Here is a 26,180-nt window from a genome sequence, read left to right on the forward strand (position 1 = left end):
TGAATGAAACTCCCGAGCAACTCATGCTCCCCGTACGGGACTTCGCCGACACGCCCGCCACACACCGCCCGACGGTGGGCGGAGCGCCACAAGAACTGCGGGTGTCAGCGCTCAGGGACCTCCCCTGCATGCGGGTCTTCCGTGATGTCCACTACCCCCGCCTCCTCACCGGCTGCACCGGCTTCGGCCTCTCCATCCACGGGATCCGGACCGTTGTGACACCGCGGGGGAGCCGCGTCCTTGGGGCGGCCAGGTGAGCCGCCCCGACCCGGCACGGCGCTTCCCGCGTCCGCCATGCGTCGCGACGTACATTGCCGTTGGGTCTGCGTCGGCCTACCTCACGAGATCGGACATGTGCATGAACTGCTATGACTGCGCGACGGGCGACGGAAACGCCGCCGCGGTGGCGATCTGCCGGAACTGCGGCGCCGCACTGTGCGACCAGCACGCCTGGTCCGCCCCGCAGACCGTGGTCCGCGTACAGGGCGTAGGTCCGAGCACCCTGCCGGATCCGGCACGTCGCATTGTGTGCACGATCTGCCGAGGAGCAACTCAGTCGGTCTGAGCCCTGAGGATCCGGTCGCGGCCGGGGTGCCGGACGGGCGGCGGTGGCATGATGCCGTCAATGACGACCTTTGTCTTGATTCCGGGTGCGGCATGCGACTCGTGGCACTGGCATCTGCTGGAGGCGGAGCTGTGCGCCCGGGGCCGTGAGGTGGTGAGCGTGGACCTGCCGTGCGAGGACGATGCGGCAGGCCTGGACGCGTACGCGGATGCGGTCGTCGCCGCGGTTGCGGGCCGGAAGCGGCTCACGCTCGTGGCGCACTCGTTCGCCGGCTTCACCGCACCCCTGGTCTGTGCGCGGGTGCCGGTGGATCTGCTGGTGCTGCTGGCGGCGATGGTGCCCTTGCCGGGGGAGGCGCCCGCGGAGTGGTGGGGGGCGACACGACACCCGGACTCTCGGGTCAGACGTGCCGGGCGGGACGCGCAGAGGGCCGGCGCGGCCCCGGCTGCGGAGGGCGCACCGGAGTCCGCTGTGCCGGGTTCTGCCGCGGATCCGTTCTTCCAGGATCTGCCGCCGGGGCTGGCGGCGGAGGCGGCGGTCCGATGGCGGCGGCAGTCCGAGACCCCTGCCGCGCGGCCCTGGCCGATGGAATCCTGGCCCGCGGTGGCGACCCGGTTTCTGCTGTGCCGTCAGGACCGCCTCTTCCCGGCGCCGTTCCTGCGTGCCGTGGTGGCGGAGCGCCTGGGGGTGACCCCCGACGAGATGGAGGGCGGGCACTTCCCGATGCTGTCCCGCCCGGTCGAGCTGGCTGACCGGCTGGAGCGCTACAGCCGGTCAGCGGCGAAGTGACGACCTCACAGGCGCCCGCGGGCCGAGCGCCTCAACGTTCCTTGATGTCCGCCGCGGTCCCGTAGGGAAGATGTGCGAGGGCGGCGATCAGCGGCACCGGCAGGTATGCGGGCCACTTGGGGCGGGCCGCCTGGTAGGCGACATACCCGAGCGAGCCGCTGATTCGTACCTCTTCCGCCGTCTCTGCCTGGTACACCACCCGGCAGTTACGCGATGCCCGTTGGGCGCGCTTCCACAGCGCCGAAGCGGGTTTCCTCTCCGCCTCGGTCCGCGGGGTGAAGATCCGGTCGCCGAAGTCCGACCAGGCGAACGGGCTGGTGTCCGCCCAGTCCTCGTCGATCACCTTCTTCAACTCCGCTGCCCGCTCCGCGTCGGTGGTGCCCCACGACGACGGCACGTTGGTGATCAGGCCGACGGGGATATGGCGGGCGCGCAGCGCGCGCAGATACCCGGCGGCTCCCGGCATGTACCGCACGCTCTTGTCCTCGGCCGTGTGTACCAGCGTCTCGCCGAGGTCGAAATACACCACGGCACACCCGCCGACCCGCCCTCCTTCCCCGGCGGTGCGCGGTACGCCCTCGGCGGCTCCCGCGGTCGGCACGCCTAACGCTGCCACGCCGCCCAGGGCGAGCAGCGCGCGCCAGGTGACTCTGCGAGCGGATGTCTTTTTCATGGGGGATGCCTTTCCCGTAGGGGGGCATCCGATCGTACGCGCCATGTGCACGTCATCGACCGGATCGGCGCTGCCGGGCCACTGATCTCGGCCGTCATCACCTCGCCTCGCCTCGTCACGCCTGCCGTCCGTGAAGGGAGCGCGGGCAAGGCCGTCACGCCGGCGCCGGCGCACACATGGTGCCGCACACCGTCAACCAGGGACTCAAGGGCTCGGCTCTTACGCTCCGCGGCCCTGACGTTCTGCGCGAGGAATCTGAGTAGCGGTACTCATGACACACCCCACGGTGGCCATGAGGCTGATGCGGACGACCAAGCGCGGCAGAGCGTCCGTCCCGGCCTGTGGTGTGGTGACGGCTTCGGCGGGTACCTGCGCCGTACGGCAGGGGCCCCTCCGTCCGCCCCGCGGCGGCGCCGCGCGCCCTGCACCCGACGTCTTCGAGGCTGATCCATGAAGGCCACCATGGCCACATCCCGCATGCTTCCCCCGACGCTGGCCGTAGCGGTGCTCCTCGCTCTGGCCCTGTCGGGCCTGCAGCCTCATGACCGGATCACATGGGTCATGGAGACCTGCTGGGTGATCGTCGGCCTGCCGCTGCTGGTCGCGGTGTGGCGACGCTTTCCGCTCAGCCCGCTCCTGTGCTGTCTGCTGGCCGTGCATGCACTGGTCCTGATCGTCGGCGGCCACTACACCTACGCCGAGGTCCCCTTCGGCCACTGGCTGCAGGACGCTCTGGACCTCTCCCGCAATCCCTACGACCGGATCGGACATCTGGTGCAGGGCTTCGTGCCCGCCGTCCTGGTCCGCGAACTTCTGGTCCGCACCTCCCCGCTGCGCGGCAGCGCCTGGCTGGCCCCGCTGACGGTGTGCGCATGCCTGGCCTTCAGCGCGTTCTTCGAGCTGATCGAGTGGTGGAGCGCGCTGGCCGGCGGTTCCGCGGCCGACGCGTTCCTCGCCACCCAGGGGGACCAGTGGGACACCCAGTGGGACATGGCCTGCGCCCTCCTCGGCGCGATCGTCTCGCTGCTGCTCCTCAGCCGCGTCCACGACCGCCAGCTCGCCCGTTACGACACCGGGGAGGAGGAGCGGATCACGGGACGGCCGGCCGCCTGATCGCGCTTCCGGTCACTGTCCTCAGGCAGGGTCCGCGGACCGAAGCAGGATCCGCGGACCGGCCCCGGTCCCGTACCCGTCAGGAGCTCGTGCGGTGAACTGCTCCTCGACTCGCTGTAGTTCTCTCACACCCGGGCGGAGAACGGGCAGGCCCAGTCCGCCGGTTTGCGCCGGCCCGAGTAGCGTCGGGCCTCGGAGAGCTGCTCGTACTCCATGAGATTGGGGTTGATATTGCCCTGCAGCTCGATGTCCTGCTTGCGGATCTTCTCCTGCAGCCGGCCCCAGAGGCCCGCGGCCTTTATTCGGTCGAACTGGGCGTGGGAATTGAAGGCGAGCATCGGGAACGGCGGGCGGCGGCCGATGCGGCTGTGCGTTTCGTGCAGTCCGATCACGAAGAAGGGGTGCCCGGCGACGCTGTACGCGAAGGCACCGGATGTCGGATCGGGGTCGTAGCCATCGGCCCAGGGGTGCGTGAGGCTGTCATGGTCGTGGACAGCCTGCAGCTGCTGCCACAGCAGCGCCTCGAACTCGACTTCCGCCACGTTCAGGGGGCCCGAGAAGGTGGCCACGAAGCTCGTGAAGGGCTTGGCGGCCCAGTCCACCGCCGCCACATACGCCTGAAGATCGGCCGCCATCTGCCGGGCCGCCTCGTCATCACCGAACCACGTGTAATGGCGATGGGTGATACCCCCCTGCCGCCATGCGGAACGGCCCGCCAAGCAGGGGAAGGCATCACCGAGCAGGAACCGTCCGACTTCGGCGGCTGCGTCAACTTCGGTGGCGGCGGTGGCGTCAACCGTCATGTTTGTGACCTTCGGTGAGGGGGGCAACACCCCTGGTGGGGGCCCTGCGGTGGTGGGACCCTGGCAGTCAAGATCGGGCAGGGCCAGTTCGTCAAGACTCGGCCGTTTCACCCCTCTGCGACTGCCCTCACCGACGGCGTCAGCACCGCGTTTGCGGTGGTATGACCGAATCGGGCCGTGACCATGTCTCGGCCGCCGGACAGCGCGCTCTCACTGCAGGGCTTCTGGTAGATCTTCATCGTCTCAGAAACTCGGGCAGGTGATCGCCAGGGCGGCCTACGGCGGCGCCGCGTCCCACGCCGCCCGGTCCCCCGTGCCGGAACTCCCTCGCCGACGCGACCGCCGGAGCCCACCCGCTCTGTACGGCGGTCGTCGATCCGAGCCGCCGGCTACCGGCCTCGGACGGTCTGGCAGCCGGCCGGGCTCTCCAGGGCGGCCGACTCTGCCGCGGCGCGATCCCCCGTACCGATCGCGCGCGATGTGTCCCGCGCCGGCCGCGCCCCGTCTGCTGACTGCGTGCGGCAGCGTCGGCAGACGGGAGCGGGGTCCCCGTCAGGCGCGGGCGGGCGCGGCCTCCTCCTGGGTGTCAGCGGCATCGGCTGCACGGTCCTCGGTGCCGTCCTGGGAAGTGGCGCCGGGGAGGGAGTAGAAGACGCTCCTTCCCTGCTTGCTGCGGTGTGCCAGGCCCTTGGCGATGAGTGAGGTCTCCAGGGTGTTGCGTACGGCGGTCTCCGGTGCCGTGTGATCCGGATGTTCCTTCGCCAGCAGCTTCGTCAGCTCCGTCACTGTGCGCGGCTGCTCGTCGAGCAGGCCGAGTACGCGGTCGGCGCGGGTGGAGTTCCGCTGCCGGGATTTGCCCCGGGCCGGCGTGGCCTTTCGTGCCTTCTTTGCGCTCCCCGCCGCCTTGGCCGGGGCTTTCTTCGCGGGCTTGGCCTTCGGCGCGGCAGGCTTCGCGCGTCGCGCCGCGGGCACGGTCACCGGCTTCGTCACCGCGGTGTCGGCCTCCGAGGGCTGGGGCGCGACAACCTCTTCAACTTCCTTCCGGGGGCTCGTGCCGAGATGCTGCTGGAGGTCCTCCAGCTTTGCCCGGAGCTTTTGCAGTTCGTCGATCTCCTTCGCGATGCTCTTCAGCTTGGCAGCCACCTGCACGGCGAATTCCGACTCGGACATGAAACAGCCTGCTCTCTTTTGCCTGATCGATCTGCGGTTGGCTGGATGTTACTCATCTCGCTCCGCAATTAACCCGGTCCCGCTCCGTTTTATCGCCAGGCGCAGGGCACCGGTGTTCGGTTCCGCTGCCGAACAAGCGCGCCATCACGGGGAGTTCGGATGGTGTCCAACCCCTCCGTATCGGTCAAGAAAAGGACCTTGAATGAGCCATACGGGCCGTGAATGTAGTCGCGTACCCCGTCGACAGAGGGCCTGAACTCCGTCCGGTTGTCACTCCTTTGAGTCTTTCCTCCGGTGGATCCGCCATGGTCTCGTCGTCCGTTGGCCGCGGAGAGACGCACTGCGAACCGGCGCGCGGCCGTGATGCGCCGGAGTCTGGTGGCACGTGTGCTGGGTGACCGTAGTTCCGGCGCGGTGGTGCGTACCGATGGCGTCGACGGTGTGAAGCGTTCTCTCCATGGCGGCAGGTTGCTGCCACCGCGCAACGTCAACCCACCAGCCTGTGGTTGATGCCGGAGTTTTCGCAGGGAGAGCTGAGTGCGGACGCCACACCTCCGCCACCCCCGGATGGCTCACCACCACGTGCGCCGCACCGTGACCGGTTGTAGGACGGACACGACGGGTGTGGCGGTGGGAGGAGTGGCTCGGCATGAACGTCGTCGTTGATCTCAACCGATGTCAGGGTTATGCGCAGTGTGCCTTCCTCGCCCCCCGGGTGTTCACGATGCATGGCGAGGAGGCCCTGTTGTACACCCCGGCCGTCCCGGAAGACCAGCGGGAACGTGTCCTGCGGGCCGAGGCGGCGTGTCCGGTGCAGGCGATCCTCGTGGGTGAGGAGGCGGGCGTCGGTGCAGGGTGAACCACGCGATGGCCGCATCGTCGTCGTCGGTGCGTCGCTGGCGGGGCTGCGGGCCGCCGAGACGCTGCGTGACGAGGGGTTTGCCGGCTCGCTGACGCTGATCGGGGAAGAACCGCATCCCCCCTACGACAGGCCGCCGTTGTCCAAGCAGGTGCTGCTCGGAACGGTGTCGGCGGACAAGACCGGGCTGCCACAGCGCCGTCCGGTCGACGCCCACTGGAAACTCGGTGTGCGCGCCAACGGGCTCGATCCGGTCGGGAAACAGGTACTCCTCGCCGACGGCGAGAAAGTGCCCTTCGACCGGTTGCTGATCGCCACCGGAACCCGCGCCAGGCCCTGGCCGAACCCGGCCGAGGCCGCCTTGGACGGGGTGTTCACCCTGCGCACCAGCGAGGACGCGGGCCGTCTTGCGGAGCGTCTCGACGCCGGGCCGCGACGGGTCCTGGTCGTCGGTGCCGGCTTCACCGGTTCGGAAATCGCCTCCGCCTGTCGCGAGCGCGGTCTTGCCGTGACGGTCGCGGAGCGGGGCCCGGCACCTCTGGTCGGTGCGCTCGGCGGAACGCTGGGTGCGCTCGCCGCGAAGCTGCAGCGCGCGCACTGTGTCGATCTGCGGTGCGGGGTCACGGTCACCGCGCTGGAGGGCAACGGCCGGCTCACCGGCGCACAGTTCTCCGACGGCACGAGGATCGATGCAGATGTCGCCGTGGTGGCCCTGGGTGCGGTCCGTAACACCGATTGGCTGGCCGAGTCGGGACTCGCCGCGGGCCCACGAGGAGTGACCTGTGACGCGGGGTGCCGCGCCTTCGACATGTACGGGATCGTCACCGACGACATCTTCGCCGCGGGCGATGTGGCCCGGTTCCCGCACCCGCTCTTCGAGTATCAGCTGCTCTCCCTGGAGCACTGGGGCAACGCGGTCGCCCAGGCCGAGGTCGCGGCCCACAACATGGTCAATCCGGGGCCGCGCAGACGCCCGCATCTGACGGTACCGGCGTTCTGGTCCAGCCAGTTCGGCCTCAACATCAAGTCGGTCGGCGTACCCACCTTCTCCGACCAGGTGGTCATCGCCCAGGGGTCGCTCAAGGATGCCCGGCTGGTTGCCGTCTACGGCTACCGCGGACGCGTCACCGCTGCGGTGAGCGTGAACCAGGCCAAGTCGCTGGAGTACTACCAGCGGCTGATCGAGACGGCAGCGCCGTTTCCGCCCGCGCCGGGAGCCGCCGACCAGATCGAGTCCCCGGTGCCCGTCCCCTCCGACGTGCCGGACCCGAAGATGCTGTCGCACGGTCCGACCGTCGCCCTCACGGGTCATCTGCCGGACCGGCGCCTGACCCTGGTGCAACCGGCACGCTGAGACCGCCACTCCATAGCGATGAGGAGCCCCCGCGCATGGCTGCGGACACCCTGTTCCACCGGATCACCGACTACGCCAACCGCGCCAACCCCTACCCGCTGTACGCCGAGCTCCGCGAGGAGGGGGTGGCACGGCAGGAGGACGGCAGCTACCTGGTCGGGACCTACCATGAGATCCAAGCCCTGCTGCACGACCCACGGATCAGTTCGGACCGTCGCAAGCGCACCGTCCCGGACGAGACGACAGCAGCCCAGGAAGGACTCCCGCCGGCCTTCATCGGACTCGACGACCCCGAACACCACCGGCTGCGAAACCTGACGATGCGCTCCTTCGGCCCGCCCCACACGCCGGACCGGATCGACGGCATGCACGACGACATCACCCGGATCGTCAAGGACCTCATCGGCAGCTTTCCGGGCAAGGAGCGGATCGACATCGTCGACGACTTCGCCTACCCGCTGCCCGTCACGGTGATCTGCCGTCTCCTGGGTGTACCGATCGAGGACGAGCCACGGTTCCGTGAGTGGTCGGACGCCATCGTCACCGGCATCGATCCCAGCCCGGGGGAGGACCCCGCGGAGCGTCAGCGGGCAGCCGCCGAGGCCCGGAAGGCGATGGGCCTGTATCTCGGAGAGCTCGCCGAGAAGCGCCGTGCCCATCCCTCCGACGACATGCTCTCCGCATTCGTCAGCGACAGCTCGGACGGGCAGCTGACGCCGCTCGAGATCATGACCACGTCCGTGCTGCTGCTCATCGCCGGTCACGAGACAACCGTCAACCTGATCAACAACGGGATCCTCACCCTGCTGCGCCACCCTGACGAGCTGGCACGCCTGCGCAGCGAACCCGCCTTGATGCCCCGGGCGGTGGAGGAACTGCTGCGCTACGAGCCCCCCGTCCAAATGCTCCCGCAGCGCACGCCGTTGGCCGATATCGAGGTCGCGGGCGTCACCGTCCCCAAGGGCGCGCCCCTCATCCTGATGCTCGCCTCGGGCAACCGCGACCCCCGGCGGTTCCGTGACCCCGACCGCTTCGACCCGACCCGCGACGACAACACGCACCTCGGCTTCGGCAGTGGCATCCACAGCTGCTTCGGGGCACCGCTCGCCCGTCTGGAGGCGCAGATCGCTCTGAACGAGCTCCTCCAGTACCTCGACCACCCCCGCTTGGCCGAGGACCCGCCTCCCTACCGCCGCAGTCCCGTACTGCGCGGGCCCCGGCACTTGCTCGTCGAGCAAGGCCGGGCCGATGTCCGAGGGGGTCAGTAGCGCGGATTCTTCTTCCCGGCCCCGCAGAGGTCCCGCACCGGGTGACTGGCGTTACCGCGGAACAGGGCCATCTCGATGCCCGCGACCTTGATCTTGTCGCGGTCGCGGACGACGGGAGTGGACCAGTGGTTGTCGCCGTTGCGGACATGCCGCCAAGGCGTGGACTTGCCCCTGCCCTTGCCGTTGTACCAGTAGAGCCGGATCGCCGGGTGCATGCCGTCGGCCCGGTTGTCCTTGGCGCGGACGGATACCGAGTGCAGCTCCGTCTTGCCGGCCCAGGTCCATGCGGCGCTCCCCGAGCCGCCCCTTCCGGAGCAGGACGCCTGGACCGCGGCGGCCGCGGCCGGAGTGGCGGTGGCCGGAGCGGCCGCGGCCGGCACCGTGAGCGCCCCTGCCGCGAACGCCGCCGCCGCGAAAGTCATTCCCCGTGTACGCACAACATCTCCCTTGAGTGGGTCTCGTCGTCTGGTGGGACCGAACCCCCGTACCAGTCCTCGATCAAGAGATACCGGGGCGGCTTGACGAGCGACAGATGATTCGATGAGGTTCGAAACGAGCCCCGCGGCACCGGCCTCCGGCGGCGGAGGGGCACGGGCCAACCGCGACGGGCCGGGGTGCCGCAAGTGCGCAGCGGACAACAGCAAGGCAGGGCAGTGATACGCATTTCCCTGGACGCCGGGGCACTGGCTGCCACCCGTTTCGTGGTGTCCCCGTTAATGCAGGCCGCGGCGGCGTTGCATCCGCTGGCCGCCGGGACGGCGAGCCTGCGGGGGTTGCCGGGCCCGCAGGAGGTCGGCCGGACGCTCGAAGGGCGGCGCCACTGCCTCATTCCGGCGCTGCGCGCGCAAATCGGCCCCTACACCCCGGACTTCATGATCCCCGGTGCACAGTCCGGCCCCCGGCCGGATGTCGACGCCGAACTGCACTGCGTCGCCACCACTCCGGCGGAGATCGTCGGGCGGCAGATGTGCCGGCTCGTCGAATCCGCGACTCGTCAGGACGACCGGGGCGAAGCGGCCGTCATGACGCTGCGCCGGTATCTCGACCGGGGCGAGCGGGAGTTCGCCGAATGCGTCGCGCGGGAGATGGCGGACTTCTGGCAGCACTGTCTGGCCTCCTCCTGGCCCGCGCTGCTCTCCCGTGCCCGGACAGATGTCGAGCGCCGGGCCATGACGATGGCCACGGAAGGCCTGGCCACCGCGTTGGACTCGCTGCATCCCGCCATCGCCTGCCGCTCGTCGACGCTGTACCTCGCCGACCCCCGGCTTCTCAGCCTGACCACCAGCCGGCCCCTGAGGCTGTTTCCCTCGGGCCTGGCCGGCGGATGGCTGCTCAGTGTGGACCCGTGGGACGAGCGCGGGCCCTATCTGGTCTATCCGGCCACCGGGCAGAACACCCGGGCACGCACCGGCAAGCCGTCCGCCACACAGGACCCGGACCTTCCCTTCGCCGATGTGATCGGACACTCCCGGCTCCTGCTGTTGACCGACCTGCATCTGCCGAGGACCACGACGGAGCTGTCCCGGCGTCACTTCATGAGCGCGTCCACGGTCTCCTACCACCTCAGCCGTCTCCACCGTGCGGGCCTGCTGACCCGGACCCGCTCGGCACACCGGGTCCACTACCGGCGTACGCCCCAGGCCGACCAACTGCTCCAGCCGGCCGAGGACCCGCCGAGCGCGGGCCACGCGAGCGCGCCCAGCGCGGTGGTCTCCGTCTGATCCGTGCGCGGGCCGGCGGCCGGCCGGTGCGAAATGGAGTGGCCCGCCCCCGGTGACTGCTGTGATCATGGGAGGCCCGTCTGTCGCAGTGTCTGGAGGAAGCGTCGTGAGCCCTGCCGTTCCTGCCGATCCGACCGTGCTCCACCCGATGCCCGAGCAGCCGCGCGTGGTGCTGTTGAAGCCGCTGGTGACCTCGCCGTTGATCGAGGTCGGGGAGTTCTCCTACTACGACGATCCGGACGACCCGACCGCCTTCGAGACCCGCAATGTGCTGTACCACTACGGGCCGGAGAAGCTGGTCATCGGGAAGTTCTGTGCGCTGGGGGAGGGGGTGCGGTTCCTCATGAGCGGAGCCAACCACCGTATGGACGGCCCCTCGACGTTCCCTTTCCCGATCATGGGCGGTTCCTGGGCCGCGCACTTCGATCTGATCACCGGCCTGCCCGGCCGGGGTGACACCGTGGTGGGCAACGATGTCTGGTTCGGATACCGGGCCACGGTGATGCCCGGCGTCCGTATCGGCCACGGCGCGGTCATCGCGTCCGGGTCCGTCGTCGTCGACGACGTCCCCGACTACGGGATCGTCGGCGGCAACCCGGCCCGCCTCATCCGTCGTCGCTTCGACGATGCGGATATCGACCGGCTGCTGGCAATGGCCTGGTGGGACTGGCCGGTTGAGCACCTGACCGAGCACATCCCGGCCGTCATGTCCGGCAGCGTCGACCAGCTGGAGGCGGCGCGCCCCAGGAAGCGGTAACTGCGCTTCAGGGCCCACCGTCCGCCCGCACTCGCCCCGGCCCGGTCGGTCTCCGGTGGGGCTGAGGGGTTGTACGACCCGGGATCGTGCAAGGGGGGCATGGCGTGGGCAGTCCGGGCCCCGTGCAGTGCACATCGGCTCGCGGGAGGGTCCCGTCGCGCCGATACGTCCGCAGGCCGCCGGCGAGGCCCGCCCAGCGCCCGGTACGGCCCAGCGCCCGGTACACGGCGCGGTCGAACTCTGCCGCCCGGACCGCCGTGCTCGACAACGGCCACCTCGTCGAACAGGGCCTGACCGGACAACTCCTCGCGAACCCCCAACACCCGCTCACCGCCTTGCTGCTGCAGGCCCCACCCGGCCGCAGAGCCGCGCCGGGCCTCGCGCAGCCCGAGGCCGGCGCGGCACTCCGCACCTGAGCCGGACGCCTCTGCCAGTACGGCCCGCTACCGGTGCGGACCGTCCACCAGCCGCAGAGGCAGCGACTTCAGCCCATTGATGAAGTTCGACACGAGCCGCTGCGGCCGGTCGGCGACCGCCAGGGCGGGCAGCAGTCTGCCGGTCTCCTCGTACAGCACCCGCAACTGCAACCGGGCGAGATGCGCGCCCAGGCAGATGTGCGGGCCGTCGCCGAAGGAGACATGCGGGTTGGGCGAGCGGGCAAGGTCCAGACGGTGCGGGGCGGCGAAGACCCGCTCGTCGTAGTTCGCCGAGCCATGGAACACGACCACCTTGTCGCCGGCGCGTATCCGGCGCCCGGCCAACTCGGTGTCGCACGCGGCGGTCCGGCGGAAGCTGAGCACCGGCGGATGCCAGCGCAGCAGCTCCTCCACACAGGTCGCCGCCTCCACGGTCCCGGCGCGCAGCTCGCGGTACGCGTCCGGGTGCCGGGCCAGTGCGAGCAGGCCGCCGGGGGCCGCGCTGCGGACCGTGTCGTTGCCCGCGATGGTCAGCAGGAAGAAGAACATCTCCAGTTCGGGCGTGGCCAGTTCGTCGTCCGAGGCGAGTACGGTCATGACGTCGTCGCCCGGATGCCGTCGCTTGTGGGCGGCCAGCTCGCGCGCGAAGCCGAACATGTCCTGCAGCATCGCCGGGGACCGCGGGTTGGCGGGACGCCCGTCCGGCCCCGATGCGGCCGGGCCCGATTCGTCCGGGTCCTGATACCCGATGACGCGCCGGGTCCAGGCCAGCAGCAGTCCGCGCTCAGCGGGCGGCACTCCGAGCAGATCGGCGAGGTTGAGCAGGGCGAAGTCGTCCGTGACATCGGTGACGAGGTCGCGCACCCCGTTCCCCGTACGCGCCGCGTCGACCGCCGAGGTCAGCAGGTCACGGGCCCGCTCGCGGACGGCCGTCCCGAACCGCTCGATACGGCGAGGGGTGAAGGCGCGGCTGACCAGGCGCCGCAGCCGCCCATGGTCCGGGGGATCCTGATTGAGCATCATGCGGCGGATGAACGGCAGGTCGGCGGGGTCGGGATCGCGGATCTGGGTGGCCCCCAGACGGGAGGAGAACGTGCCCGCGTCCTTCAGGACCCGGACGACGTCCTCATGCCGCGTGACCGCCCAGAATCCGGGGCCGGCCGGCCAGCCGAGCACCTCGTGCTCCTCCTGCCAGGCCACCGGAAGCTGATCGCGCAACAGCCGGTACGCGGTGTGCGGCAGACCGTCCGCGTAGCCGCGCGGATCGAAGACGTCCGGCACCTCCGGCCGGGCGGCACTCCCGGCGGACACCGTCATCCGGCTGCCGGCCCGTCGCCGTCGGCGCGCAGAAAGTCCTCGACGGCCCGGATCAGCTCCAGCGGTGTTTCGTCCATGGCGTAGTGCCCCGCCGAGGGCAGCTCGACCAGCTCACTCTGGGCGTACCACTGCATCCATGTCTCACGCGTCAGTTCGGCGGTCAGCGCGGGATCCAGCGCCCCGGTCACCGCCAGCGCCGGCACCGCCGAGCCCTCGACCTCGGCCGAGAACGTCTCCCCGGACCAGGAGTCCAGCCAGGACCGGAACGCCTTCGGGTCGCTGCGCTCCAGTGACCGCTGCACCATCCGGTCCAGCCAGGCGGCCGGACGCTGCCCGCCGGTGGTGAGGTCGAGGATGGCCCGTCGGTTCTCCGGCATATGGGCCGCCGAGGAGAACAGTTCCCACTGCTGCGGCGGCAGCGGCAGCCCGGAGGCGGGGACCGGCGAGATTCCCACGAGCCTGCGCACCCGGTGCGGAGCCGAGGCCAGTACGCGTTGGACGACACTGGCGCCCATCGAATGTCCGATCACCGAGAACCGGTCCCAGCCCAGCCGGTCGGCGAGCGCGAGCACATCGCCCGCCCCCTCACCCGAGGTGTACGCGCCGACCGCGGCCCTGGCCTCGCCGTAGCCACGGAGATCGACCAGTGCGTACTGGAACGCGTCCTGATCGAGATCCGGCAGCACCGGGTCGAAGGCGGACCTGTCGGCGAACCATCCGTGCACGGCGATGACCTTGTGCGATCCCCGGCCGTGCAGGGCATAAGGCAGTACGAAGGAAGCCACGCGCACTCCACATGTGTGACGAACTTGCCGACGGCCAACGGCCACGTCCGACCACAGTGGCCGTAACCTCCCGGCCCTGCAAGGGCGCCACGGGCTCGAAGCGACAGGCCGGAGCGGCGCCAGGAGACCGTGTGCCGACGCCGCACCGGCAGCGACCACGGGCACCACCTGGTCACCGTTGCTGTGGGCAACCAGGGCGGCGCGTGACCGAGCGTCTGTGGTTCCGGCGTGGTTACGATCGAAAGGACAGGTGGGGGCCGTCAGCGTGAGGTGGACGTCGTGGCCAGACTGGTCTCCGTCAACGTGGGTCTCCCCAAGGATGTTTCCTGGCACGGGAGGACGGTGCACACGGGGATCTGGAAGAGCCCCGTCACCGGCCCCCGGATGGTGCGGAAGCTGAACATCGACGGTGACGGGCAGGGCGATCTCGCCGGGCACGGCGGTGAGATGCGCGCGGTGATGGTCTACCAGCTCGACTCCTACCGCTACTGGCAGCAGGAGCTCGGGCGTGACGACTTCGTGCTCGGCCAGTTCGGCGAGAACTTCACCGTGGAGGGGCTCGCGGACGACGAGGTGTGCATCGGGGACCGCTACCGGATCGGGGAAGCCGTCTTCGAGGTGTCCCAGCCCCGGGTGACCTGCTACCGGGTGGGGCTGCGGATGGATGAAGCCCGGATGCCTGCCCTCCTGGTGTCCCACCGGCGACCGGGCTTCTACTTCCGGGTTCTCACCGAGGGCGAGGTCGAGGCCGGGCAGGACATCGTCAAGATCGCCACGGGGACGGGCCGCATGACCGTCACCGAGGTCGACGGCCTGCTGTACCTGCCTGAGCACCCACGGGACCGGATCGAGCAGGCACTGCGCATCGACGCCCTCAGCCCGGGATGGCAGGGCTCTTTCCATGCCCTGCTGGAGCAGGCCGACCGCGGGCCCGGGGCCACCGCCGGCAATGCCGGCCTGCATGCCCAAGATGCCGGCGTCGGGCTGGCCTGGGCCGGATTCCGTCCCCTCGCCGTGGCACGGGTCGAGAGGGAAAGCCGCAGCGTCCTTTCCCTGTGGCTGGCCGACCCCGATGGCACGCCGGTGCCTGCCGCCGCACCCGGCCAGTACCTCACCGTGCGCCTGGGGGCCGGGGAGGACGGACCGGAGCTGGTGCGCAGCTACTCCCTGTCCGGTCAGCCGGGCGGGGACCAGTACCGCATCAGCGTCAAACAAGAGCCGCACGGCGCCGCCAGCACCCGGATCCATACCCGGGTCCGGGTCGGCCAGCGCCTGGAGGCCGCCGCGCCCCGTGGCACGTTCACCCTCGCCCCGGGGCCCGCCTCCGTGATCCTGGCCTCGGCCGGTGTGGGCGCCACACCCGTCATGGCCATGCTGCGTGCGCTCGCGGACTCCCGGACGACTCGCCAGGTGTGGTGGCTGCATGGGGCCCGCAACGGTGACGATCATGCCTTCGCGGAGGAAAGCAGACACCTGCTGAATCAGCTGCCGCACGGCCATTTCCGTATCTGCTACAGCCGCCCCCGGCCCGAGGACCGGCAAGGCTCCGACTACACCGACGCCGGGCACCTGTCCGCCGGGCTCCTCAGCCGCATCGGCCTGCCCGCCGACGCCGACGCCTACCTCTGTGGCCCCACCGCCTTCATGAACGACCTCACCGACGCCCTGACCGGAATCGGCCTGGGCCCCGGGCAGGTCCACACGGAAGTCTTCGGAGCCGGCCCCGGGATCACTCCGGGCATCGCCCCCACCGCGGCCCGCCCGCCCCACCCGCCCGCCGGAGCCCCCGGAACCGGACCCGCGGTGTCGTTCGCACGCAGCGGCCTGACCATCCCCTGGAAACCGGAGTACCGCACGCTCCTGGAGATGGCCGAGGCCTGCGACGTACCCGTGCGCTGGTCCTGCCGCACCGGTGTGTGCCACACCTGCGTAACCGGCCTCCTGGGAGGAAGCGTCAGCTACGACCCCGATCCCGTCGAGCCGCCCGCCGACAGCAACGCCCTGATCTGCTGCTCACGGCCCCGCCAAGACGTCGTACTCGACCTCTGACGCGCGCCGCTCCGCGGATACCGGCCCACGGTTCCGCGTCGCGCCGGCAGCGACCCGGGCCGAATCCCCTCATCCGGCTGCCGTGCTGAGGGCCCGTGACGAGGAGGCCGCCGCGGAGAGGTCAGCTGCCGGACAGCTTCTCCTGCAGCCAGTCGAAGACGACCTCGCAGTGCTGCTGAGGGGCCATCGGGGAGCAGTGCAGCTGCGCGCCGGTGGCCGTGGTGAGTTTCACGTAGTCCTTGGGTGCCGTCAGTCTGTCGAACATCTGACGCGGCTGACCGGGATAGAACTGCTCGTAGTCGTAGTCGAGGACCAGCGTCGGCATCTTGATGCGGTCCACGACGTTTGTGATGTCCAGCGACTTGATGAGGGTGGCCGGGGTGTAGAAGTCGGTGAACATCTTGCCCTCGCGGGCCGCGAGCATCGCCGGCACCGAGAACGGCTCGATGCGCTTCTTCAGCGATGCGGCCGCGGACGGCGGCAGCTCGGGCACGACCTCCTTGTTCCAGATGTGGTTGGTCTTCTCCTTGTCCGGAGTGAGGACCTCCCGGATCTCCGGAGGAAAGCCGAGCCAGGGCGTGAGCACGCCGGGCATCGCCACCAGAGCGGCGATCCGGTTCTCGAAGGCCGCGGCCCGGGGAGCCAGATTCCCGGCCATGCTGAGGCCGGTCAGGGCGATCTTGCCGGTGTCCACGTCCGAGCGGGCGGACAGCCAGTTGACGAGCGGCGTGACGACGGTCTCCCAGCGTGGCGTGAAGACCACATGGTCGACGAAGAGCAGCCGGCCCTGTCCGGGCCCGTCGTACACGAGGGCGTTCCAGCCGCGCTGCAGAGCGGCCGGGACGCCATAGGTCCACATGTCGACGTTCTGCCCGTCGCTGCCGTTCGTGAGGACCACGGTGGGGCGCCGCTTGCCGGAGCCGTCCGGCCGGAAGAACCACACCGGCAACGGGGTATTCCGGTACGGGATGTGCGCCGTCACCGGTGCCGGGTCGCTCAGCTCGCAGAACGTGTCCCAGGCGTCGTGCCCGGCCTTGTACAGTTGCTCCTCGCTTCCGGGGGTGTCGGAGCCGAGGACGAAGAACAGTGCCTGGCCGTAGTACTGCGCGGCCCGCAGCGCACGGAAACGCGTGGTCTCCGTCCCGGGCTTGCCGCTCTTGGGCGGTTGCCTCAGCCGGTCGCCGATTTCCTTGAAGGTCTCGGTGTACGTCTGTGCGGAGAGCCCGGCCTTGTTGATGGTGTTCACGGCGGTGAGTACCTCGCCCACCTCCCCGGCGCCGTAACCGGACGCGCCGAGCGCGAGGAGCCCGTTGAAGTTGAAGCCGGGGTCCTTGAAGAGCGTCATCACACCGGGTGTGGGGCCGCTCGTCGGCGCGGAGGCCCACGCCGTGCGCGTGGGAGTGGGCGCCGCGGGCGAGGCGCCCGACGCGGTGCACCCGGCGGCCAGCACGGCCCCCGCCCCACCGACGAGCCCGGCGAGGGTGGTGCGGCGGGTGGGGCCGGATGCGGGATCCCCCGAAACGTAGGTCATGCGGCCTGAACGTACGAGCCGTGCCCCTGGGCCTCTCTCTCCGACACCCGCCGTTCCCCCGAACGGCACGTCACCGCCCCGCCTCCACCGTGCGGAGCCAGGGGTATGCATCGAGCGTGGGTGCCAGGCGTCGCGGGCCCGCGCTGATGCGAAAGACAGGGCTCAGGCGTCGAACCGCTGGGCGGCCGCGCGCAGACGCTTGCCCCGCCTGCCCGCCATCGATTTGACCGGGATCAGCACCACCCACCACAACTTCGCGCCCGTCGGGGAGACGAAGGCGAGCGGCACGGCGACGGCGAAGACCACCACCGTCGACGCAAGGTCGGCCACATCGTTGCGCGCGACGGGATCGGGCAGCGCCGCGCTTCCCAGCCAAGGGCGCTTCCACAGCACGATCGTCAGTGCGAGCTGTGTGGCCACCATGGCCGCGACGGCGCCGGAGTAGACGGCCACCGACTGCGGCTGGTCCCCGTACTCGGCCAGCAGGGTGGTGGGGAAGGGCATCAGGGCGACCAGCCCCAGGCTCAGCAGCCCGAGTCTGATGACCGTCCCGTCGACTCGCCGCACGTACTGGAAGATCTGGTAATGGCCCCGCCAGCACGCCGCGATGACCAGCAAGCTGAGGACGTACGCCCACACTTTGGGCATCACATCCCCCAGTGCCTGAGAGAAACCGGCGGGGCCCAGCCCGTCGGGCAGTTTGATGTCCAGCGCCAGCAGCGTCATCGCGATGGCGAACACTCCGTCGGACAGCGCAAGGAGTCGGCCCGCGTTCTCCTCGTCGTCGTCCCGTACTCGCTGGTGACCTTTCACCACGCCACCCTAGGATCACATGCCCCGGAATATTCCGATTGATCCCTTGAACGTGTTGAGCCGCCCACTGGGCTTCGTGGCGCCGACGGCGTGGGGGCGCGGGGTCGCGGCCCTGTCGCCGGCCGTCGTCCGTCATCGATGCCGAGCTGACACGGCGTAAGCGGGCAAGCGGCGGCGAGCACCGCATGCGCCGCCCTCATGGCGGAGGTGTCGGCTCGTCGGACGCACCGTCAGTCGTCCCAGGAGCCGCGTCGGACGCGCCGTCAGTCGTCCCAGGATCGCGTCGGACGCACCGTCAGTCGTCCCAAGAGCCACGGCCATTCGGCAGCCCCCGTACCACCACTAGACGCCCGCCTGCCAGTAGGTGGGGACGGTGCGGGAAGCAGGCCCCCCGGCGTTCCCCTACCCCTGTTGCCGTAAAGTCTTCGTCAACTAGCCGCGCTCCACATCACGTTCGCACGGTGTCCGAATATCGGGTATCGCTACACGGTGGAGCGGTGTAAACCTGGGAATCGAAAGCGTGGGTCCCCTGAGGCCATTGAATCCGCTGACGGAAACCGCAATGTCCTTGGCTGGCAGGGGAGTTGGCGTTATGGCTCCGTGAACATCTCGTTATCGACAAACGTGTTGAATACATGAAGGATGTGCTCGATCCGTACCGACCCCCACTTCAGCTGCATATGGCTGATTCGGTGCGAATGAGGGAGAGACATCACCATGGGCCGCTATTTGCTGCGCAGGCTTGCCAACTATCTGGTCCTGGTCGTCGTCGCCGCGTCCCTCACCTACTTTCTGGCCGGGCTCAGCCTCAACCCCCGCGCCAAGTTCGAGGGTCGCAATCCGCCGCTGCCCGCGTCGTCCATCACCAAGACGCTCGACGACTACAACATGAACCCGGACACCCCGATCCTGTCCCGGTTCGGACACTGGGCGGAGGGCGTCGTCCATGGTGACCTGGGCAAAACCATCGAAGGTGACGACGTCAACGACGACTTCGGCCGTCGGGTGGGTGTCTCCACCCGGCTGCTGCTCATCGCGACCCTCGTCGGGTCCGTCGGCGGTGTCGCGCTCGGCGCCTTCGGTGCCATTCGCCAGTATCGCCTCTTCGACCGGTTCACCACCCTCGCCTCGTTCTTCGTGCTGGCCATGCCGGTGTTCGTGATCGGCGTCGCGCTGAAGATCGGCGCCACCGCGCTCAACGACGGCTCACAGACCATCAAGGTGCTCGGCGAGTACGACCCGCAGTACGCGGGGCAGTGGAACTTCGACGCCCTCGTCAACCGCGCCCAGCACATGCTGCTTCCGGCACTGACCCTGATCATCCTTCAGGTCGCGCTCTACAGCCGCTACCAGCGCTCCACCATGCTCGACGTCCTCGGCAGCGACTTCCTGCGCACCGCCCGCGCCAAGGGACTGCGCCGACGAAAGGCCCTGGTCAAGCACGGACTGCGGACTGCGATCCTGCCCGTCGTGCCGCTGCTGGTCTACAACATCGTGCTGCTCTTCACCGGCGCGACCTTCACCGAGAAGACCTTCGGCTGGCACGGCATGGGCGAGCTGCTCGTCGACTCGATCAACAAACAGGACGTCAACTCCGTCGCCACCGTCGGGCTGTTCACGGCCGTACTGGTGCTGATCGCCGGAGTGCTGTCCGACCTGCTGTACGCGGCGCTCGATCCGCGCGTACGGGTCCGCTGACCCGCCCCCGCCGACCGGCCCCCACCCCCACCGCCCCTCAGGAGAGCGCGCGATGAGCGTCCAGCTGCCCCCCGCCACCGAACCGGTTCCCGGCCCCGTCCCGACCGGTGCAACCGAAGGCCGTCCCGCCAAGGCCCGTACCTCACGGCTGCGGCTGACCGTCCGGCGCTTCGCCCGGAACCGACTGGCACTGTTCGGACTGTTCCTGCTGGTGCTGCTGTTTCTCGGCGCCTACGGCGGCCCGTTCCTCACCAAGTGGGACTACCAGCAACACGACTTCATGAACTTCCTGTCCAGCCCCTCCGGGGACCACTGGTGGGGCACCACACAGGGCGGCGTCGACCTCTTCTCCCTCACCATGCGCGGGCTGCAGAAGTCGCTGATCATCGGCATTCTGGTCGGTGTCATCTCCACCTTCCTGGCCGCCACCGTCGGTGCCTTCGCCGCGTACTTCGGCGGCTGGACCGACCGGGTGCTGATGTGGATCGTCGACCTGCTGCTGGTGATGCCCTCGTTCCTGATCATCGCCGTCCTGTCGCCCGCGTTCCGCGGCGCCACCTGGCTGATCTTCGTGGTCCTGCTCGGCGCCTTCAGCTGGATGGTCACCGGTCGCGTCGTACGCTCCATGACCTTCACGCTCAAGGACCGCGAGTTCGTCAAGGCCGCCAAGTACATGGGCGTCCCCGCGCCGGTCATCATCTTCCGGCACATCCTGCCCAGCATGGCCTCGATGCTGATCATCGACACCGTCATCCAGGTCGGTGCGGCGGTCATCGGCGAAAGCAGCCTGTCGTACTTCGGGTTCGGCGTGCAGGCGCCCGACGTCTCCCTCGGCACGGTCATCGCCGACAACACCACCAACGCCTCCACCTACCCGTGGCTGTTCTTCTTCCCGGCCGGCTGCCTGGTGCTGATCGGCGTCTCCATCTCCTTCGTCGGCGATGGGCTGCGTGACGCTCTCGACCCCAACGCGTCGGGCGCGAAGGCGCGTTCGCACCGCAAGAGGAAGCAGCCGAAGCAGCGACCGGCCACGGCCGCGGTTCCGGCACAGGCGACGGCCGCCGGCACCCGGCCCACCGAGCCCGAGACGCCCGCCGGCAGCCAGGGCGCCGCCTCGTGAACCGCGCCGTCCGCCACCCCCAGCTCCAGCACCCCGCGCACCGCGCGCCCCAGGAAGGACCCCGACGGTGACCGAGACCAGGCCGTCCCAGCCCACCGAGGCTCTCGACGCGGCGCAGCCCGTCCTCGACGTCAGCGATCTGACGGTCTCCTTCCCGAGCGAAGCGGGCGAGGTGCAGGCCGTACGCGGCGTCTCCTACGCCGTGCGTCCCGGCGAGGTGCTCGGCATCGTCGGCGAGTCCGGCTCCGGCAAGTCCGTCTCCGCCATGGCCGTGCTCGGGCTGCTTCCCGAGAGCGCCGAGGTCGCCGGGTCCGTCAAGCTCGCCGGGCGTGAACTGCTCGGCCTCGGTGACGCCGCCCTGTCGAAGATCCGCGGCAAGGACGTCGGCATGGTCTTCCAGGACCCGCTGTCCGCGCTGACCCCCGTCTACTCCGTCGGCGACCAGATCATCGAGGCCATCCAGGTCCACCAGTCGCTGGACAAGACGGTCGCCCGCAAGCGGGCCGTCGAACTCCTCGACGTGGTCGGCATCCCCGACTCCAGGCGCCGGGTGGATGCATTCCCCCACGAGTTCTCCGGCGGTATGCGCCAGCGCGCGATGATCGCCATGGCCATCGCCAACGACCCCAAGGTCATCATCGCCGACGAGCCCACCACCGCCCTCGATGTGACCATCCAGGCCCAGGTCCTTGAGGTGCTCAAGACCGCACAGGAGGTCACCGGCGCCGCCATCGTCATGATCACCCATGACCTCGGTGTCATCGCCGGCTTCGCCGACCGGGTGCAGGTCATGTACGCGGGCAAGCCGGTCGAGGCCGGCCCGGTGGACGAGGTCTACTACCGGCCGCGGATGCCGTACACCATCGGCCTGCTCGGCTCGATCCCGCGGCTGGACGAGGCACGGGCGGAGAGCACCGCGCGCCGCGCCCTCACCCCCATCGACGGCAACCCGCCCAAGATGGTCGACCTGGCACCCGGCTGCCCCTTCGCCCCGCGCTGCCCCATCGCGATCGACCGGTGCCACACAGCGGAACCGGAGTTGACGGTCGCCGAAGGGTCCCGGCACCGCACCGCCTGCCACCGCGCGCACGAGATCGGTGCGGGTCTCGACCGCGACGCCGTCTATCCGGTGCCGGTCCTGCCGGAAGCCGGCGCGATCGAGCGGCTGCCGCGCGAGGAGCGCCCCACGGTTCTCGAACTCGACGGACTCGTCAAGCACTTCCCCCTCACCAAGGGCGCCATCGTCAAGCGCACGGTCGGCACCGTACGGGCCGTGGACGGCATCAGCCTGGACATCCGCGAGGGCGAGACGCTGGGCCTGGTCGGCGAGTCCGGCTGCGGCAAAACCACCACCCTGCTGGAGATCCTCGACCTGCCCAGCGGCCAGGCCGGCACCGTCACCGTCTTCGGCAAGGACATCCGCGGTCTCAGCCGAGCGGACCGCAAGGGGCTCCGCCGCGACATGCAGATCGTCTTCCAGGACCCGATGGCGGCGCTCGACGCCCGGATGCCGGTCGGTGACATCCTCGCCGAACCGCTCAAGACACACGGCTGGGACAAGGCACGCATCGCCGCCCGGGTCCCCGAACTCCTCGACATGGTCGGCCTGGAGGCCGAGCACGCCGACCGCTATCCGCAGGAGTTCTCCGGCGGCCAGCGCCAGCGCATCTCCATCGCCCGCGCCCTCGCGCTGGAACCCAAACTGGTCATCCTCGACGAGCCGGTCTCCGCCCTCGACGTGTCCATCCAGGCGGGAGTCCTCAACCTCCTCGACGAGCTGAAGACCCGCCTCGGGCTCAGCTACCTCTTCGTCGCCCACGACCTGTCCGTCGTACGGCATATCGCCGACCGCATCGCGGTCATGTACCTCGGCCGGATCGTGGAACTCGGCGCGGCCGACGACGTCTTCGCCGCCCCCTCCCATCCGTACACCCAGGCGCTGCTGTCCGCGGTCCCGCTGCCCGACCCGCGCAAGGAGCGGGAACGCACCCGGATCCTGCTCAGCGGCGATCTGCCCAGCCCCGCGGACGTGCCGTCCGGCTGCCGGTTCGCGGGCCGCTGCCCGAAGTACGCCGGGCTCGGTGACCCCGAGCAGGCGCGCTGCCGGGACGAGGACCCCGCCACGGTCGTCCTCGGCACGGACCACAAGGCGGCCTGCCACTACGCGACGCCGCTCGACGTCGTCCGGCCCACAGCGCACTGACCGCCCGCCCGCTCCGCACATCCGTAGCCGGCACATTTTCGACAGCTCAGGAAGAGGCATCCGTGAAGGTCTCCCGATATCCACTCGCCCTCGTCGCGACCCTCGCCGTGTCATCGCTGGCACTGACCGCCTGCGGCGGCTCGGACAGTGACGACGACGCGCAGCAGAAGGCTCCGCAGGGGACGAGCGCCGTCAACATCAAGGCGACGGACCCTGCGAAGCTCAAGCAGGGCGGGACGATGAACTGGGCCATCAGCACCTTTGCCACCCAGTGGAACATCGCGGAGGTCGACGGCCTGCAGGCCGGCCCCACCGAGGTGATGAAGTCCCTCATGCCGAGCCTGTGGCATTCGGACGCGCACGGTGTGCAGCACCCCAACAAGGCGTTCCTGCTGGACGCCTCGTCCGCGACCGTCAAGGGCAAGCAGGTCGTCACCTGGCATCTGAACCCCAAGGCCAAGTGGTCCGACGGCACGCCGATCACCTGGAAGGACATCGCGGCCAACACGAAGGCCCTCGACGGTCACGACAAGGCGTACAAGGTGGGTTCCACCGTCGGCTTCGACCAGGTGGCGGACGTCAAGAAGGGCAAGGACGACGACGAGGCCGTCATGACCTTCGCCAAGCCGTTCGCGGACTGGAAGAGCATGTTCAACGCGTCGGCCAACCAACCGCTGTACCCGGCGAAGTACGTCTCCGACCCGAAGGCCTTCAACACCGCCTACGTCAACAAGATCCCGGTCACCGGCAACGCCTTCAAACTGGGCAGCATCGACAAGTCCGCCAAGACGGTCACCGTGGTGGCCGATCCGAAGTGGTGGGGTGACAAGCCCAAGCTGGACAAGATCGTCTTCCATGCGATGGACAACACCTCGATGCCCGGCGCCTTCGCCAACGGCGAGGTCGACTACTTCGACGTGGGCGGCGACGCCTCCGCCTACAAGCAGGCCTCCAAGGTGTCGGCCGGTGAGATTCGTGAAGCGGGCGGTCCCAACTACCGTCAGCTCACCTTCAACGGCGGGAGCGGCAAGCTGAAGGACCCGAAGGTCCGCCAGGCGCTCTTCATGGCCACCGACCGCGCGACGATCGCCAAGTCGGACCTCAAAGGCCTGGGCTGGAAGCCCTCCACCATGGACAACCACCTCCTGATCGCCAACCAGAAGGGCTATCAGGACAACGCGGGCAAGCTCGGCAAGTACGACCCCCAGGCGGCCGGAAAGCTGCTCGACGAGGCCGGCTGGAAGCTCAGCGGCAAGACCCGCAAGAAGGGCGGAAAGGAGCTGTCGCTGCGGTTCATCATCCCGGCGAGCATGCCGGCGGCCACCAACGAAGGGTCGATGCTGACCCAGATGTACCAGCAGGTCGGCGTCAAGCTGCAGGTCCAGACGGTGCCGTACAACGACTTCTTCGACAAGTACATCACCCCGGGCGACTTCGACATCACGCCCTACACCCTGCTCGGCACGCCGTTCCCCGCGAGCGGTTCCACCAACGTCTACAGCGCCAAGGGCGGCAACAACGACGCGAACGTCGGCAACGAGAAGCTGGACGACCTCCTCAACTCCGCCAGCTCCAACGCCGCCGACCCGGCCGGTGCGCTCAAGCAGACCAACCAGGCCGACGCCGAGGCGTGGCAGCTCGCCGGAGTCCTGCCGATCTACCAGCGCCCCGACATCGCGGCGATCAAGAAGAACCTCGCCAACATGGGTGCCCTCGGCATGACCGACGTGGTCTACGAGCGCATCGGCTTCACCAAGTAGCCCGCTGAGCAACAGGCGCACTGACGCCGGTGGCCGTATCCGGACCGTTCGGATACGGCCACCGGCGTGCGCACGTGGCGGAGTTGATGGGCCTCCGCCGCCGTCCGGTCAGCGGAGCCTGCCCGAAAGGTCCCTCACGACCAGCGGACGGGAAGACTCCGCGGGCCTCGGAACAATGCGCCCAACCGCCAGGACAGATCGGCCGGGTGGGCGTCCAGCTCCAGCTTCGGGCAGCGCTCCAGGAGCGTACGCACCGCGATCCGTGTCTCCAGCCGGGCGAGCGGGGCACCCAGGCAGAAGTGGATGCCGTGGCCGAAGGCCACATGGCCCCTGGCGTCGCGGGTGATGTCGAAGCGGCCGGGATCGTCGAATCGGACGGGGTCGCGTCCCGAGTCGCCGATCACGGGGAGCACCACTTCGCCGCCGCCGGGGATCACCGTGCCCGCGATCTCGGTCGGCTCGACGGTGAAACGGAACGTGGACGTCTCCAGCGGCCCGTCGTAACGCAGCATCTCCTCGACCGCGCCGTCGATCAGTGACAGATCGGCGCGCAGCGCGGCGAGTTGAGCGGGATGGGTGAGCAGCGCCAGGACACCGTTGGAGATGAGGTTGGCGGTGGTCTCATAGCCGGCGATCAGCAACAGCTGGGCCATGCCCAGGAGTTCGTCCTGGCTGAGCCGGTCGCCGTCCTCGTCGCTCACCGCGATCAGATCGGTGAGCAGATCGTCGCCGGGGCGGGCGCGCTTCGTCTTCACCAGGTCGTCGAGGTAGCCGGCCATGGCCGTCAGGGCTTCCTTGGTCTCCGGCGTCGCGGCACCGACCATCAAGATGTCGGTCCAGGTACGGAAGATGTCCCGCTCCAGGAAGGGCACACCCAGGAGCTCACAGATGACGGTGATCGGGAGCGGGAAGGACAGTACCTCGACGAGGTCTCCGCGGCCTTCGGGTTCGGCGAGCATCGCCGCCAGGAGCTCGTCGGTCATCTCTTGGATGCGTGGCGCGAGGGACGCCATCCGACGCGCGGTGAAGGCCCGTGCGACCAGTCCGCGGATGCGGGTGTGCTGCGGGGCGTTGGAACGGAGCATCGACACGCCGATGGACACCGGCTGCAGGCGCTGCGCGGACGAGGCGTGCCGCCACTCCTTCGACAGGCGGGGATCGCTGAGGGTCGCGCGCACCTCTGCATAGCCGACGACCAGCCAGACGACCGTGCCCTCCGGAAGCCGTACGCGATGCACCGGGCCTCGCTCGCGCAGCCGCGCATACACCTCGTACGGATCGCGGACGAAATCCTCCCCCATCGCCGCCAGATCAAGGGTCCCCACCGGTTCCGTTGCCATCTGGCCTCCTTTCCCCGTGGCCTTTGCCGCGGTATGGCTGGGTACGGGGGGACTATCCGTGGCGGCGGCCCCGCAA

At 69.5% G+C, this 26,180-nt stretch carries 23 protein-coding genes; 14 read left to right on the top strand and 9 right to left on the bottom strand.

Annotation, left to right across the window (positions count from 1 at the left end):
• Positions 1 to 358: 358 nt before the first annotated feature.
• Positions 359 to 565 (top strand): DUF2180 family protein, encoded by a 207-nt coding sequence (locus ACWGI6_RS06470; protein WP_453266438.1) that lies wholly within the window; start codon positions 359 to 361, stop codon positions 563 to 565.
• A 60-nt stretch (positions 566 to 625) separates the two neighbouring features.
• On the top strand, positions 626 to 1,354 hold the full coding sequence (locus tag ACWGI6_RS06475) for an alpha/beta hydrolase (RefSeq protein WP_453266439.1): 729 nt from the start codon (positions 626 to 628) through the stop codon (positions 1,352 to 1,354).
• Positions 1,355 to 1,385: 31 nt separating this feature from the next.
• Here the strand turns inward: ACWGI6_RS06475 and ACWGI6_RS06480 are convergent, their stop codons facing one another.
• Positions 1,386 to 2,027, bottom strand: coding sequence for a hypothetical protein (locus ACWGI6_RS06480; RefSeq protein WP_453266440.1), 642 nt, complete (start codon positions 2,025 to 2,027; stop codon positions 1,386 to 1,388).
• A 462-nt stretch (positions 2,028 to 2,489) separates the two neighbouring features.
• On the opposite strand from ACWGI6_RS06480, the gene ACWGI6_RS06485 reads away from it, so the two are divergent.
• Positions 2,490 to 3,140 carry a DUF2238 domain-containing protein gene (locus ACWGI6_RS06485; protein WP_453266441.1) on the top strand — a complete coding sequence of 217 codons (651 nt, stop codon included), beginning with the start codon at positions 2,490 to 2,492 and terminating at the stop codon, positions 3,138 to 3,140.
• A gap of 125 nt (positions 3,141 to 3,265) precedes the next feature.
• Here the strand turns inward: ACWGI6_RS06485 and gntA are convergent, their stop codons facing one another.
• Positions 3,266 to 3,943, bottom strand: a complete 678-nt coding sequence (gene gntA, locus ACWGI6_RS06490; protein ID WP_453266442.1) for a guanitoxin biosynthesis heme-dependent pre-guanitoxin N-hydroxylase GntA — start codon at positions 3,941 to 3,943, stop codon at positions 3,266 to 3,268.
• Between the two features lie 552 nt (positions 3,944 to 4,495).
• Positions 4,496 to 5,113: a hypothetical protein gene (locus ACWGI6_RS06495; RefSeq protein WP_393905162.1), complete on the bottom strand. Its 618-nt coding sequence runs from the start codon at positions 5,111 to 5,113 to the stop codon at positions 4,496 to 4,498.
• Positions 5,114 to 5,762: 649 nt separating this feature from the next.
• Here ACWGI6_RS06495 and ACWGI6_RS06500 point away from each other — a divergent pair.
• The 3 genes from ACWGI6_RS06500 to ACWGI6_RS06510 are packed head-to-tail and all read left to right on the top strand — an operon-like array spanning position 5,763 to position 8,594.
• Positions 5,763 to 5,972: a ferredoxin gene (locus tag ACWGI6_RS06500; protein ID WP_453266443.1), complete on the top strand. Its 210-nt coding sequence runs from the start codon at positions 5,763 to 5,765 to the stop codon at positions 5,970 to 5,972.
• Positions 5,962 to 7,326: an NAD(P)/FAD-dependent oxidoreductase gene (locus ACWGI6_RS06505; protein ID WP_453266444.1), complete on the top strand. Its 1,365-nt coding sequence runs from the start codon at positions 5,962 to 5,964 to the stop codon at positions 7,324 to 7,326. Before ACWGI6_RS06500 ends, ACWGI6_RS06505 begins: the two co-directional genes overlap by 11 nt.
• Positions 7,327 to 7,361: 35 nt before the next feature.
• Positions 7,362 to 8,594, top strand: a complete 1,233-nt coding sequence (locus ACWGI6_RS06510) for a cytochrome P450 (RefSeq protein WP_453266445.1) — start codon at positions 7,362 to 7,364, stop codon at positions 8,592 to 8,594.
• Here ACWGI6_RS06510 and ACWGI6_RS06515 read toward each other — a convergent pair.
• Positions 8,588 to 9,031, bottom strand: a complete 444-nt coding sequence (locus ACWGI6_RS06515) for a hypothetical protein (protein ID WP_453266446.1) — start codon at positions 9,029 to 9,031, stop codon at positions 8,588 to 8,590. The two genes, ACWGI6_RS06510 and ACWGI6_RS06515, sit on opposite strands and share 7 nt — an antisense overlap.
• Before the next feature lie 216 nt (positions 9,032 to 9,247).
• Here ACWGI6_RS06515 and ACWGI6_RS06520 point away from each other — a divergent pair, with 216 nt between their 5' ends.
• The 3 genes from ACWGI6_RS06520 to ACWGI6_RS06530 all read left to right on the top strand — a co-directional run bounded on the left by ACWGI6_RS06520 (position 9,248) and on the right by ACWGI6_RS06530 (position 11,488).
• Positions 9,248 to 10,315, top strand: coding sequence for a helix-turn-helix domain-containing protein (locus ACWGI6_RS06520; RefSeq protein ID WP_453266447.1), 1,068 nt, complete (start codon positions 9,248 to 9,250; stop codon positions 10,313 to 10,315).
• A gap of 148 nt (positions 10,316 to 10,463) precedes the next feature.
• The gene (locus ACWGI6_RS06525) at positions 10,464 to 11,072 is read left to right on the top strand and encodes a CatB-related O-acetyltransferase (RefSeq protein ID WP_453266508.1); all 609 of its coding nucleotides are present in this window, start codon (positions 10,464 to 10,466) and stop codon (positions 11,070 to 11,072) included.
• Between the two features lie 257 nt (positions 11,073 to 11,329).
• Positions 11,330 to 11,488, top strand: a complete 159-nt coding sequence (locus ACWGI6_RS06530; protein ID WP_453266448.1) for a hypothetical protein — start codon at positions 11,330 to 11,332, stop codon at positions 11,486 to 11,488.
• A gap of 27 nt (positions 11,489 to 11,515) precedes the next feature.
• Here the strand turns inward: ACWGI6_RS06530 and ACWGI6_RS06535 are convergent, their stop codons facing one another.
• Together ACWGI6_RS06535 and ACWGI6_RS06540 are read right to left on the bottom strand one after the other, a co-directional pair.
• Positions 11,516 to 12,805: a cytochrome P450 gene (locus tag ACWGI6_RS06535; RefSeq protein WP_453266449.1), complete on the bottom strand. Its 1,290-nt coding sequence runs from the start codon at positions 12,803 to 12,805 to the stop codon at positions 11,516 to 11,518.
• Positions 12,802 to 13,590, bottom strand: coding sequence for an alpha/beta fold hydrolase (locus ACWGI6_RS06540; RefSeq protein ID WP_453266450.1), 789 nt, complete (start codon positions 13,588 to 13,590; stop codon positions 12,802 to 12,804). Before ACWGI6_RS06540 ends, ACWGI6_RS06535 begins: the two co-directional genes overlap by 4 nt.
• 279 nt (positions 13,591 to 13,869) lie before the next feature.
• Between ACWGI6_RS06540 and ACWGI6_RS06545 the strand changes: the two genes are divergently transcribed.
• Positions 13,870 to 15,639 (top strand): MOSC domain-containing protein, encoded by a 1,770-nt coding sequence (locus ACWGI6_RS06545; RefSeq protein WP_453266451.1) that lies wholly within the window; start codon positions 13,870 to 13,872, stop codon positions 15,637 to 15,639.
• Between the two features lie 121 nt (positions 15,640 to 15,760).
• Here ACWGI6_RS06545 and ACWGI6_RS06550 read toward each other — a convergent pair whose 3' ends face one another.
• Positions 15,761 to 17,170 carry an alpha/beta hydrolase family protein gene (locus tag ACWGI6_RS06550; RefSeq protein ID WP_453266452.1) on the bottom strand — a complete coding sequence of 470 codons (1,410 nt, stop codon included), beginning with the start codon at positions 17,168 to 17,170 and terminating at the stop codon, positions 15,761 to 15,763.
• A gap of 162 nt (positions 17,171 to 17,332) precedes the next feature.
• A complete protein-coding gene (locus ACWGI6_RS06555) occupies positions 17,333 to 17,986 on the bottom strand; it encodes a TMEM175 family protein (protein WP_453266453.1) in 654 nt (217 codons plus the stop codon).
• Positions 17,987 to 18,700: 714 nt separating this feature from the next.
• Here ACWGI6_RS06555 and ACWGI6_RS06560 point away from each other — a divergent pair.
• The 4 genes from ACWGI6_RS06560 to ACWGI6_RS06575 all read left to right on the top strand — a co-directional run bounded on the left by ACWGI6_RS06560 (position 18,701) and on the right by ACWGI6_RS06575 (position 24,764).
• On the top strand, positions 18,701 to 19,681 hold the full coding sequence (locus ACWGI6_RS06560; RefSeq protein WP_393905174.1) for an ABC transporter permease: 981 nt from the start codon (positions 18,701 to 18,703) through the stop codon (positions 19,679 to 19,681).
• A 52-nt stretch (positions 19,682 to 19,733) separates the two neighbouring features.
• A complete protein-coding gene (locus ACWGI6_RS06565; RefSeq protein ID WP_453266454.1) occupies positions 19,734 to 20,801 on the top strand; it encodes an ABC transporter permease in 1,068 nt (355 codons plus the stop codon).
• Positions 20,802 to 20,868: 67 nt separating this feature from the next.
• Positions 20,869 to 23,004, top strand: a complete 2,136-nt coding sequence (locus ACWGI6_RS06570; protein WP_453266455.1) for an ABC transporter ATP-binding protein — start codon at positions 20,869 to 20,871, stop codon at positions 23,002 to 23,004.
• A 62-nt stretch (positions 23,005 to 23,066) separates the two neighbouring features.
• Positions 23,067 to 24,764 carry an ABC transporter family substrate-binding protein gene (locus tag ACWGI6_RS06575; RefSeq protein ID WP_453266456.1) on the top strand — a complete coding sequence of 566 codons (1,698 nt, stop codon included), beginning with the start codon at positions 23,067 to 23,069 and terminating at the stop codon, positions 24,762 to 24,764.
• Positions 24,765 to 24,898: 134 nt separating this feature from the next.
• On the opposite strand, the gene ACWGI6_RS06580 is transcribed toward ACWGI6_RS06575, so the two are convergent.
• Entirely contained in the window at positions 24,899 to 26,104 is a 1,206-nt protein-coding gene (locus ACWGI6_RS06580) for a cytochrome P450 family protein (RefSeq protein ID WP_453266457.1), read from the bottom strand.
• Positions 26,105 to 26,180: the final 76 nt, after the last annotated feature.

The sequence above is a fragment of the Streptomyces sp. NPDC054786 genome (assembly GCF_053611685.1).